General features: G+C 37.9%; 11 protein-coding genes. All 11 read left to right on the forward strand.

What is annotated here, in order from left to right:
- The 11 genes from IEX80_RS08680 (at position 1) to IEX80_RS08730 (ending at position 12,662) form a co-directional block, all read left to right on the forward strand.
- Positions 1–447 carry a hypothetical protein gene (locus IEX80_RS08680; RefSeq protein ID WP_090526788.1) on the forward strand — a complete coding sequence of 149 codons (447 nt, stop codon included), beginning with the start codon at positions 1–3 and terminating at the stop codon, positions 445–447.
- A gap of 210 nt (positions 448–657) precedes the next feature.
- Entirely contained in the window at positions 658–1,743 is a 1,086-nt protein-coding gene (locus IEX80_RS08685) for an NAD-dependent epimerase (RefSeq protein WP_176627551.1), read from the forward strand.
- Between the two features lie 93 nt (positions 1,744–1,836).
- Positions 1,837–2,967, forward strand: a complete 1,131-nt coding sequence (locus tag IEX80_RS08690; protein WP_090526783.1) for a glycosyltransferase family 4 protein — start codon at positions 1,837–1,839, stop codon at positions 2,965–2,967.
- Between the two features lie 27 nt (positions 2,968–2,994).
- Entirely contained in the window at positions 2,995–3,798 is an 804-nt protein-coding gene (locus IEX80_RS08695) for a phytanoyl-CoA dioxygenase family protein (protein ID WP_090526781.1), read from the forward strand.
- Positions 3,799–3,829: 31 nt separating this feature from the next.
- Positions 3,830–4,804, forward strand: coding sequence for a hypothetical protein (locus IEX80_RS08700; RefSeq protein ID WP_188832664.1), 975 nt, complete (start codon positions 3,830–3,832; stop codon positions 4,802–4,804).
- Positions 4,801–5,307, forward strand: coding sequence for a GNAT family N-acetyltransferase (locus IEX80_RS08705; protein WP_090526775.1), 507 nt, complete (start codon positions 4,801–4,803; stop codon positions 5,305–5,307). The genes IEX80_RS08700 and IEX80_RS08705 overlap by 4 nt, the downstream gene beginning before the upstream one ends.
- Positions 5,308–5,333: 26 nt before the next feature.
- Positions 5,334–6,359, forward strand: a complete 1,026-nt coding sequence (locus tag IEX80_RS08710; RefSeq protein ID WP_188832665.1) for a GNAT family N-acetyltransferase — start codon at positions 5,334–5,336, stop codon at positions 6,357–6,359.
- Positions 6,360–6,382: 23 nt separating this feature from the next.
- The gene (locus IEX80_RS08715; RefSeq protein ID WP_176627553.1) at positions 6,383–8,335 is read left to right on the forward strand and encodes a polysaccharide biosynthesis protein; all 1,953 of its coding nucleotides are present in this window, start codon (positions 6,383–6,385) and stop codon (positions 8,333–8,335) included.
- Between the two features lie 136 nt (positions 8,336–8,471).
- Complete coding sequence (locus IEX80_RS08720) at positions 8,472–9,998, forward strand: PAS domain-containing protein (RefSeq protein WP_188832666.1); 1,527 nt, start codon at positions 8,472–8,474, stop codon at positions 9,996–9,998.
- A 577-nt stretch (positions 9,999–10,575) separates the two neighbouring features.
- Positions 10,576–11,013 (forward strand): helix-turn-helix domain-containing protein, encoded by a 438-nt coding sequence (locus IEX80_RS08725; protein ID WP_090526765.1) that lies wholly within the window; start codon positions 10,576–10,578, stop codon positions 11,011–11,013.
- 395 nt (positions 11,014–11,408) lie between these two features.
- The gene (locus IEX80_RS08730; RefSeq protein ID WP_229701567.1) at positions 11,409–12,662 is read left to right on the forward strand and encodes an MBOAT family O-acyltransferase; all 1,254 of its coding nucleotides are present in this window, start codon (positions 11,409–11,411) and stop codon (positions 12,660–12,662) included.

The raw sequence follows: 12,662 nt of genomic DNA on the forward strand, positions 1-12,662 counted from the left end.
ATGAAAACAATTATTAAATCCACCCGAAATGTTGTGTTGCCTATAATAACAATTGTAGCCATGCTATCTGCTATTAACGGCTGTAAAAAAGCCGACCAGCCAACACCAACTCCAACACCGCCTACAACTACTCCTCCGGTTACAACACCACAGGACGAATCTATCAAATCGATAAGCTTGATAGGGTTGAGAGTAGATAGCGGCTTTTGTTACAAAATTGGCTATGATTTACCTGAAATTGGGGATTCAAACACCTCTCCAACTGTTTCAAAGCTCAGGCTGTTTGAAAATGGCGTTGAACTGGGGCCGGCCCACTCTACCCACCATGATATCCGCAGTTTTGGACTGGGACAATTTAGCCATTGGGGCAACACATTGTATTTCTCAACGTCGGACAATAGTAATCCACTTACAAACGGGAGAAAATACACTTATACCATGAAGTAAGATTTATCAAATCACACTCAAACGCGCGCAATTTGATAAACTCCTTACTCAAAAGTATTCTGCAACAAGTACATCTACCTCCTTTTTCGTTACCATTCCTGATTCTTTTTCATACAGGCATTTACAATTAGTTAAGCGTTCGCGCTTATAATCAACCAATAATCAACGCCTTTCTCTAAGGCTTTCATTTAAACCTAATTTCACTTATTTATGAAAATTTTAATTACCGGCACTGCGGGATTTATCGGCTATCATTTAACCCAAAAATTACTTAAACGCGGTGACACCGTTGTAGGCATTGATAATATTAACGATTACTACGATGTAAAGCTAAAGCACGCCCGATTGCTGGATGCCGGCATAAAAGTATCAGGAATGGTTTATAACAAACCTGTTTGCAGCACAAAACATCCAAACTATACGTTTATAAAACTGGATATAACGGATAAAGAAAATCTGCAGCAGCAATTCCAAAACTATCAGTTTGATGCCGTTTGTAACTTGGCCGCACAGGCCGGTGTACGCTACAGTCTTACTAATCCTGATGTTTATATTGACACAAACGTAAAAGGATTTTTAAACATCCTGGAATGCTGCAGGCATTTCAAGATTAATCACCTTGTTTACGCCAGTTCATCAAGCGTTTACGGTTTAAACAAAAAAATGCCCTTCAGCGAGCATAATATTGCCGACCATCCGGTTTCATTATACGCAGCATCAAAAAAAGCCAATGAAATGATGGCCCATACCTACAGCCATTTATTTAATCTGCGAACTACGGGGTTACGTTTTTTTACAGTTTACGGGCCGTGGGGCCGGCCGGACATGGCTTTATTTATTTTTACCAAAGCAATTCTGGAGGGGAGGCCTATTGAAGTTTTTAACAACGGCAATATGCTTCGCGATTTTACCTACGTAGATGACATTGTTGAAGGCATTACACATGTTATTGATCAACCGGCTGAGACCAATTTTCTGTGGGATGCCAAAGATCCCGATCCGGCTACATCATCTGCACCTTTCAGGGTGTTTAACATTGGCAGAGGAGCACCGGTTAACCTACTTGATTTTGTAAGCGAAATTGAGGCACAGGTGAACAAAAAAGCAATCAAAACACTAATGCCGATGCAGGATGGCGACGTTGCCGAAACCTGTGCTGATGTTTCAAATTTAGATGAAATGCTGAACTACAAGCCCCAGGTTTCTGTCCATACAGGGGTTGAGCGATTTATTGCATGGTATAAAAAATATTACCATATTAAAAGCACCAGCCCTGAGCCGGTCCTTGTTCACTAAAATACATCCCCGATAACAGTGCATTGTCTTTGACCAGCATTACATCCCCAATTAAATCCTCGCTCATAATAACCTATTGCTTATTATACCATCATGGCAAGCAAAAAAGTGCTGATCGCCTGCGATTCGGCCAAATCGTTGATTGATTTTAGAGGTAAATTAGTTGAGCTGATGCGGAGAGAACATACTGTTTATGCTTTTATCCCTGCGATACCGCCCGAGCAACGCGCAAGACTGGCATTGTTAAACATCGTTTTATTTGAAAATAATCTAAACGGAAGTAATGTATCGATCTTATCTGATCTGAAATATGCGTTGAAACTTTACCGGCTCATCAAACAGCTAAAGCCGGATGTTTTTTTTCCATACACCCTTAAACCGGTTATATATGGAACACTTGCAGCCAAACTGGGCGGCGTGCGAAAAATAACCCCAATGCTTTCGGGCCTTGGTTATAACTTTGTTAGCGGTAACACATCTTTAACAAGCAAAATTACCCGCTTCCTGCTTAGGTTCAGCCTTAAAAACAGGCAGGGGTTGTCTGTCATATTTCAAAATAAAGATGATGTACAAACTCTGCTTGATTCTAAAATAATATCAGCAAAACATCAAACCGCAGTAGTTAACGGATCGGGAGTAGACTTGAGCTACTATACCCCTACCCGGCCGGACATTAATAACATAAGCTTTATCATGGTATCCAGGCTAATCAATGCCAAAGGGATCCGCGAATATTTTGAAGCAGCGCAAATTGTATTCCTAAAGCATCCGCAGGTAACGTTCAAGCTAATCGGATCCTATGATGATAATGTTGACGCCATTCACCCCGACTTATTTTCGGAGATAAAGCACCGGAGTGTAATTAACTACCTGGGTGCCGTTGATGATGTAAGACCATATATAAGCAGTTCGTCTGTTGTGGTACTGCCTTCATACTATCGGGAGGGAATTCCACGGTGTTTACTTGAAGCCATGGCTATGGCGCGTGCCATTATAACCTGCGATTCTGTTGGTTGCAGGGAAACTGTTGATGCGTCACCCAACAGCAATGGATTTTTAATACCCGTAAAAAACACAGCCGAACTTGTGCACAAGATGGAGTATTTCATAACCAACAAGGAAGCTATCAGCAGTTTCGGGCTTAACGGACTGGCCTTGGCAAAGGAAAAATTTGATGTGCATAAAGTAAATGCTATGATGATGCAGATTATGGACCTGAATTAATTAGCCGAAAATCAACAATACAAATTCATGAGAAATAGACTTAACTACGGAGACAGGCATTTTGAAGATTTCCGCGTTGCGATGCGTGATTACGGATGGGTTATTTTTGAGAATGCATTAGACAGCGATTTTGTTGCAGTTATTAATGAGGATTTAAAGGAAGCGTACGTAAAACGACGGGCCATTCAGGAAAAAAATGGGATAAGCTCTAACATGGCCGGCACACTTCATCACCTTGTTGAAAAGGACAATTTCAGCTTGCCGTTTATTGAAAAAATGTATTGTGCCGATGAAATAGCTTATTTTTTGAGTGGTAATTATATACTGAATGGTTTTAATGCTGTAATACACACCCAGCAGCAACATCCTTATGTAAGTAACATGCACCGTGATGTGCGCACATTTTTAGGCGATACGAAATTATTAGTGCAAATGATAGTTACCCTTGATGATTTTACCGCAGAAAACGGTGCTACCTATTTTCTGTCGGGCTCACATAAAACAGATATCAAACCTAACGAAAATTATTTCTACGAAACCGCCGAAAGGGCTGTAACACCAAAAGGAAGCATCATCCTTTTCGACTCCAACATATGGCATGCTGCCGGAGAAAACAAAACAATTAAGCAACGCCGGGCATTAACACTGGGATTCACCCGCCCTTTTATTAAACCACAAATGGACTACCCAAGGGTATTAGGTTACGACTTTATTGATAAGCTTAGCTCTGATCAGCGGCAGGTATTGGGTTACAATTCACGTATCCCGGAAAGCCTGGAAGAATATTATCAACCCATTCATTTAAGAATGTATAAAAGCGACCAGGGATAACAACTTTATTTTTCACACTCAATTTACAGTCATGCAAAAAAATAAAGCCGCGTTAAAACCGATAGGCGGGTATTTGGAGCTGGAACTGCCCAAAGGGAATGAATACTATCCCGATTTGGTTAGGTTAAACACAGGACGTAATGCGTTAGAATACATATTGATACAAAAAAAATATCATAAAATTTATATTCCTTATTTCACCTGCGATGTACTGCTTGAACCAATTGCACGAACAGGTATTCAATACCAGTTTTATCATGTTGACCGGCAGTTAGATCCCATCATCGATTTTGAGATTGAGCCTGACGCTTGTTTTTTATATACCAATTACTTTGGCATAAAACAAACAAAAGCATTAGAGCTTAGCGGCAAAATCAAAAATCTTATAATTGATAATTCGCAAGCCTTTTTTTCAGAGCCCCTTGCCGGCATTGATACATTTTACTCGTGCCGTAAGTTTTTTGGCGTTCCAGACGGCGCATACTTAAGCATTAAAAGAAAACTTACTAAAAAGTTGCCCGTAGATAGCTCAGTAAACCGATTTTCGCACCTTATAAAAAGTATAGACGCAGGTATAGAAGCCGGGTATTCTGACTATATAAACAACAGCAAGGATCTGGAAAACAACGAGATCAGGTCCATGTCGTTATTGACCCGAAAGATACTTACAAGCATCAATTACAACGAATGTGTATTTGCAAGGCAACGAAACTTTAATTTTTTGCATAAGCACCTTGCTGAATTTAACCTGCTCAAGTTTGATGCCGCTGATGAGCACACAGTACCGTTGGTATACCCTTTTTTAACTAATGACCGGCACTTAAAAGTACATCTGATCCAGAAAAAAATATATGTTGCTACCTACTGGCCTAATGTATTTAAGTGGACTAAGAAAAACACCAACGAAAATTATCTGGCCCGGTGCTTAGTGCCATTACCAATTGATCAACGGTATGACCTTCAGGATATGTTTTATATGTTAAATACGCTAAGACTTTTTTTATGACCATTTCAGTTTACATACGCCCCCTTGTAATAGAAGATGCGTCCGTATCTTACGCATGGCGTAACGACCCATTGATATGGGTATATACAGGCTACAAACCCACTCATTATATTAGTTCGGAAATAGAAACAGCCTGGTTACGTGAAAAGCTGGCCAAGCCCGATCAGCTTAGATTTGCAATTTGTGTTAAAGAACTTAATACATATATAGGGAATATACAACTGCTCGATATTACTGATCATGACGCAGAACTGCACCTGTTTATTGGTAACAAACTTTACTGGGGTAAAGGAATTGGTTACCAGGCAACAGTGCAGATGATACGATATGGCTTTTTAATAAAGGAACTGGATGAGATTTATTTAAAGGTACACCCTGCAAATATCGCGGCAATCACTGTTTATGAAAAGGCCGGATTTGAAATTACAGGTAAGGTAAATGATTTGATTACAATGAGTATTACCAAAAGTAAATTTGTTTGCCTTCAAAATCAACAATCATAATTTACTATCTCCTAAACTTTAATTCAATGATTAAGATCTTTACCCTGCTCAATAAAGAGGAATGGATTTCTTACGTCGGTAATTCGGCCGAATATGATTTTTATCATACATGGCATTATCACTCCCTTGAAACAGCGGGAGATCCTGTTCTATTTATTTATGAGGAGTCAGATACCTATATCGGCTTCCCCCTGCTGCAGCGAAAAATTCCGGGTTCTGATTATAGCGACCTAACCTGCGTATATGGTTTTTCGGGCCCGTTTTCAAACAAAAAAATTGATGAGATAGATGAGGAGCTGATGGAAAATTTTAAAAGCGCTTTCAACAATTTCCTTATAAAGGAAAAGTACATATCTGTTTTTGTAAGACTTCATCCTTTTTATAAGCAGCAAAAATTACTGGATAAATTTGGAGGTGTTCACGAAAACGGAAAAACGGTAGTATTTGACCTTTCAGTGCCTATTGATGAACAGCGCAAAAAATACAGGCAATCAACCATGGATGCTATTAAGCACGCATGGAAAAGGGGGTTTAAAGTAAAGGACGAAACAAATGCTGACGGCATAAACACCTTTGTCGAAATTTATACCGAAAACATGAAACGCGTTGGCGCCAGCAGCTACTACCTGTTTAATGAAAAATACTTTTCAGAAATATTAAACACATCTGAATATGAAGCCCGTTTGCTAACTGTTTACTACAACGACATTGCAATTGCAAGCACTATAATAACCTTTACAAATGGCATTATTCAAGCCCATTTAGTAGGTGCCCGCGCAGAATATTTACATCATAGTCCAACCAAATTTCTGGCCGATTGCATAACGCAGATAGGCAGAGAAAAAGGAATGAAATATTACAACCTGGGTGGTGGCCTTGGATTTAAAAACGACAAGCTCTTTGACTGGAAATGTGCCTTCTCCGACCTCCATCTTGACTTTAAAACATGGAGATATATTGCCAATCCCGAAATATACCAAAAGCTTTTGCAGGATAAGGGCATTGAAGAAAATGCCGAAGTAGACTTTTTTCCACTATACAGATACGCTTAAGATAATACCTAAATAAACCAGTTATGATATACCTCAAAAATTTGTTGTTCCAGGATAAGTTCCATTCAAGATGGCTAATCCTGGTAATTGACCTGATGGTAGTTTTGTTATCATTATGGACATCACTATATTTTAAAAACCGGCTTCAGTTTGATCCCATCAGTCTTTATTATATGCTCTTTTATTGCAGCAATGCGGTGTTGGTTTTTATGATAATGAAAATACATACCTGTATTATCAGGTATTCCAACACACGCGATATGATGCGGATTTTAATAACCGTACTGGCAAGTAACGTTACTTTTCTGCTGTTTTATCATTTGTTCTTCGCTTTCTATCTTAAAATAGATGTCAGCGGATTGATGGACGTGCTGCTGATCAATTTCTTTATCACTTCGTCTATGCTTATGTGTATGCGTATTATTATCAAGGATGTTTTTAAATACATTGAGGCAACAAGCTATAAAGTTGAAAAAGAAAATGTACTGATCTACGGCTCCAACGAACCTTCCATACTAATTAAAAATGCCCTTGAAGCGCAAAAAGGATTTATACTCAATGTTCAGGGCTTTATCGACACCGGGGTTGACAGAATATCAAAATGCATTGAGCAAAAGCAAGTTTATCCTATCAAATCAATTGATATGCTAAAAAAACGCTACGATATAAAGTCAATGCTGATAACATCCGAGGATATAAAAATCGATGGAAAACGAAAAGCGGTTGAAAAATGCATTGAACTTGGCATAAAAGTAATTATTGTGCCGTCATCAGACCAGTGGATCAACGGCAAGCCAAACCTAAATCAGTTTAAAGACTTAAAAATAGAAGACCTATTGGAGCGAAAACCCATAAAAATCTGCAATGAACATATTTTAGATGACATTAAAGGTAAAAGGATTTTGATCACGGGTGCTGCCGGTTCAATAGGTTCTGAGCTGGTAAGGCAAGTGTTAATGTATAGTCCCGAATTTGTTGTATTATGTGACAGGGCCGAAACCCCGCTGCATGATATTCAAATGGAAATTGAAGATGGTTTGTACGGTAACCGCACCAGGATCTTTATTGCTGATATTCAAAATGCCGGTCGTATAAAAACACTATTTAATTTATACAGGCCTCAAATAGTATTTCATGCGGCAGCTTACAAGCATGTACCGATGATGGAAAATAATCCAACCGAAGCTATTTTAACCAACGTATGGGGCACAAAAATCCTGGCAGATATTTCAATAGAATTTAATGTCGAAAAATTTGTAATGATCTCAACAGATAAAGCGGTGCGTCCAACAAACATCATGGGGGCCTCAAAACGGATAGCCGAAATGTATATTCAATCGTTAAATAACCTGTTGTTTGAAGAGCATTTTTTTAACTCCGATCCGTCAAAAGGCAACCAAACCAGGTTTATAACAACCCGCTTTGGCAATGTCCTTGGGTCAAACGGCTCCGTGATCCCTCGCTTTAAAGCACAAATTGAAAAAGGCGGGCCCGTCACTGTTACCCATCCGGATATCACAAGATACTTTATGACTATACCCGAAGCTGTACAACTGGTACTTGAGGCAGCCGTAATGGGCAAAGGAGGTGAAATATTTTTATTTGACATGGGCGAGCCGGTAAAAATCGCCGATCTGGCGGCGAATATGATAAAAATGGCTGGTCTTGTTCCGGGAAAAGATATCCAGATTGTTTATACCGGATTGCGGCCTGGCGAAAAACTATATGAAGAGTTGTTAAACGCGGAAGAAGAGGTAATACCTACTTATAACAAAGACATCAAAATCTCCAAAAATATCCCGGTTAGTTACGCTAAGATCAATAATTTAATAAAGGACCTTTTGGAACTTAACCTGCATAATGAAGTTGATTTGATGGTATCGAAAATGAAAACCATATTGCCTGATTACATCAGCAACAACTCCCAATATGAAAAGCTCGACATAAAATTGATTGATAAACAAATGGTAAATTGAGCTTTTTTTTAATTTATATGATTTATCTTATAGGTTATCAATAATAATTTGCAGATTTAAGCAAATTAAAACCTAAGATCCCATTTACATCACGATGGGTAAAGCTGATGATTGTTATTTTTAAAGAGGAAATCTAATGTCCTTTGATCCGAATTCTGATTTTTTTGAGATAGCGTTCAACGTGACGGAGCATACAGAGGCTATGCTGGCTTATTGGGATAAAAACCTGATTTGCCGCTATGCCAATAAAGCTACCGCCGATTGGTTTGGGATAACCCCGGAGCACATGATCAATAAATCACATCTTTCAGAAATTTTAGGAACATTATTTGAAATACAACTTCCTTATATTAATGGTGTGTTAGGCGGTAAAATACAGGTTTTTGACCAGGTAATTCATTTGTATTCAGGCAGAGCAAAAAATGTGCGGGTAACTTATCATCCCAACTATGTTGAAGGTGAAATAAAGGGATTTTATGCACATATGGCAGACATTAGCCCGCTAAATAATAAATCCCACGATAATAATAAAACAGGGGTAGAAAAACTACCGGAGTTTGTAACTCAAAATGACCAGCTCCTTGAAAATGTTGCAAAAACACTAAATGAGAATGTGTTTATCGGATTTCCGAGTATCTCTGCACTTTCAAAAAAACATTTTGTATCCGAGTCAAAATTAAAAAGGGATTTTAAGCAAAGTTTCGGCAGAACTATTTTTTCCTATTACCGGTATCTGCAAATGGAAATTGCAGACAGGTATATCAGGGAAAAGCGCTGCAATAAAAACCAAATGGCAGTAATGCTTAATTTTTCCAATCCGTCGAATTTTTCGGCATGTTATCATAGATATTTAGAAGAAAAATCATCCGATAGTGAGCTCATCGAAACACAAAAAGAAGATAATACGCATAATAAAATGCTTATAGAACAGGCCCCTATTGCTATTGCCATGTTCGATAACCAGATGCAATTTATTGCTGCTTCAAAAAGATGGATTGCCGAATATAAACTTGAAAGCACAGGTTTTATTGGAAAAAGTATTTATGAAGTTTTACCGGCTACAAAAAAGAAATGCGAAAAGCTCCACAATCATTGCTTAAAAGGTAATATATATCAATGTGATGGCCTGCTCTTAAAAAAGAATGATGGTACCCGCGTTTGGTTAAAGTGGAATATTCACCCCTGGTTTACAACTTCGGGAGAAACAGGCGGACTATTTATCCATACCGAAGATATCTCCAAAATTAAAGCCATAGAGAAAGAAAACAAACAGGCCGAGAAGCTTTTAAAAAGAGCTGCAACCTTGTCAAAAATAGGTACCTGGACTCGGGATCTGCTTACCCATACTATGCAGTGGGATAACGTTATAAAAAGCATCCTTGAAGTACCTGAGTACTTTGTACCTGATATAAAAACGATATGGAAGCTTTTTAAACAAGGTAAAAGCGAGCGGCTTAGTAAAAAAGCTTTAAAAGACGCATTAAAATACGGAAGCTCTTTTGATATTGAAGTTGATATGATAACCGCCAAAGGTAATTCAAGAAAAATAAGAATTATTGGTTATCCTGAATTTCAAAATAATAAGTGTAAAAAGCTATCTGGAATATTACTGGATATCACTCCTCTTTCACCTTTTAAAACGGCCAACTTTTTGACGGATTGAGCTGTTTAGAAAAATACTTTATCGTGATGATCTCCAACCGGAAGACAAAAAAAATGATAATTCGCCATTATTTTATGAATTTATGCGTTTGCATTAGCTCCATGCGCTAAATTTATCTTATTTTGAAATAAATTACACCATTAGTAAAATTAACTAAAATAACACTTCATTGGATGGATAACAGTTTAATAACTTAACTACCACTCACAAAACCTGGCAAATATTGGCCCCAAAAACGTGCAGAGCCATTTTTACCATTCCCAATTAGTGTATATTAACGCCTTCTACAGGTATAATTTGGCCTTTTATAGGTTGAATTAACAACGGAAGTATACATAAATTTAATTCACAAACGATGATACGAATTATCAAATAAGGCCATCGTTTGTTTATTGATAAACAAATGTGAAGCACTAAATACTAAACAAATGAATAACCTAAACTCAAATCATGATTCAGAAAAAGCCGAGAACCGATATTTACGATCATAAGTATCTATAAATAACTTGCAGTTTATTATAACCTAAATTTAATTATGCTAACCAACTAAAATTGACACCTAATCGAATCTAATCTTATGCACAGCAAAGTTTATTACCCTGTTAGCTCATATATCAATAATGATCAAAGATCTATTGGTATTAATGACACTCAAGATTTACATTTTGGCAAAATTGTAGAGCGAATTGTTAGACGTGACCATATGGGGATAAGTGAAATCGCCCGGAAACTCAACGTAAGCCGCAGAACCTTATACAATTGGTTCAACACCAAAAGGCTTAGCTTTGATATAATTTGTCAGATCGGAATTGTTATCGAACACGATTTTTCAAAGGAATTTCCCAACGAATTTGCCTTGAGATTTAACTCGCCGAATGCCGAAAAGGATATCGAAACCCATGAGGCAAAAGACGCTCCGCTTGATGCCATATATTATTGGATGGACAAGTATATTAAATTGCTTGAAAAATTCAATGAAGCCTTGCGTAACGAGAACACATTAAAACCAGATTGACAGGTCCATCGGTATTACAAAATTATTATATTGACAAAAGACCTTTACTTTTTTATATTGTTATAAGTTGGTTGTTGTAAACAGCAATCAATTTTTTGTTGCTTTTTTATACATCTACCTCCACCTATTTTCCAGCCTCTGTACTTACTAAATATTCCTAAGTCAGCCACTTTGGCTATTTTTTAAAATTCACCATCATGCTTTTTAATTCCTTTGGGTTCGGAATATTTCTGATTGTGGTTTTTGTGCTTTATTGGTTTGTACTAAACCGAAAACTGCAACAGCAAAATTTGTTACTGCTCACTGCAAGTTATTTTTTTTACGCATGCTGGGACTGGCGGTTTCTTTTGTTGTTAATTTTTTCTACCCTTTTAGATTATTTTACCGGGCTAAAAATGTACCAGGCAAAAACACATAGCCTAAAAACCTTTTGGCTTTGGTTAAGCATATCTGTAAACCTGGGTTTTTTGGGTGTTTTTAAATACTACAACTTCTTTGCAGCATCGCTTGCCGGCCTATGCGCCAGTATAGGGATTCATTTAAGCCCGTTTACTCTAAATGTAATCCTGCCTGTCGGTATCTCTTTTTATACATTTCATGGTTTATCATATGTAATTGATGTTTATAAAAACCGTATTAAAGCCGAACGGAACTTCATTGACTATTCATTGTTCGTAAGTTTTTTTCCGCTTTTGGTGGCCGGCCCTATCGAGCGGGCAACACACCTTTTGCCCCAGGTAAAAACCAAGAGAGAGTTTAACTACCAGGAGGCAATTAATGGGCTGCGGCAAATTCTATGGGGCCTGTTTAAAAAAGCTGTAATTGCCGATCAATGTGCCGACTATGCCAACATGATATTTGCAAATAGTTCGCATTATCCAGGCAGTACCCTGGTTTTAGGCGCTATATTTTTTGCATTCCAAATCTATTGCGATTTCTCGGGGTATTCTGATATGGCATTAGGCATAGCAAAACTTTTTGGATTTGAACTGCTGAGAAATTTTGCATTCCCGTACTTTTCAAGAGATATGGCCGAGTTTTGGCGCAGATGGCATATCTCACTATCGTCATGGTTTAGAGATTACTTATACATACCTCTTGGGGGCAGCAAAACAGGCACCTGGCTCAAAGTAAGAAACACATTAATCATTTTCTTGGTTAGCGGTTTTTGGCACGGCGCCAACTGGACCTTCATCATCTGGGGCCTTCTAAATGCTTTATTCATTCTCCCTTCTATCCTTTTAAAAACAAACAGAAACCACCTCGAAATTGCAGCCAAAGGCAAAGCTATGCCAACGTTCACCGAATTCATGCAAATGGGAGCCACATTTCTGCAGGTAATTTTTACTTGGATCTTTTTTAGGGCTGATAGTGTTACACAAGCCTTTAAATATATCGGCCGGATTTTTTCACGATCGCTTTTTTCCATACCTCAATTAGATGTTAACAAAGCACAATTGCTTGAAGTGATCATTCTTATCCTATGTTTTATAATAGTTGAGTGGCAGGGACGGGAAAACCAATATGCCATTGAGAAGTTAAGCTGGTTAAGAAAAAGAGGGTACAGATTGACCTTTTATTATACATTGGTTGTGGTGATTTTTTTATTTACAGGAAAAGAGCAGCAGTTTATTTACTTTCAATTTTAA

The organism is Mucilaginibacter rubeus, from assembly GCF_014643835.1.
Taxonomy (GTDB): Bacteria; Bacteroidota; Bacteroidia; order Sphingobacteriales; family Sphingobacteriaceae; genus Mucilaginibacter; species Mucilaginibacter rubeus.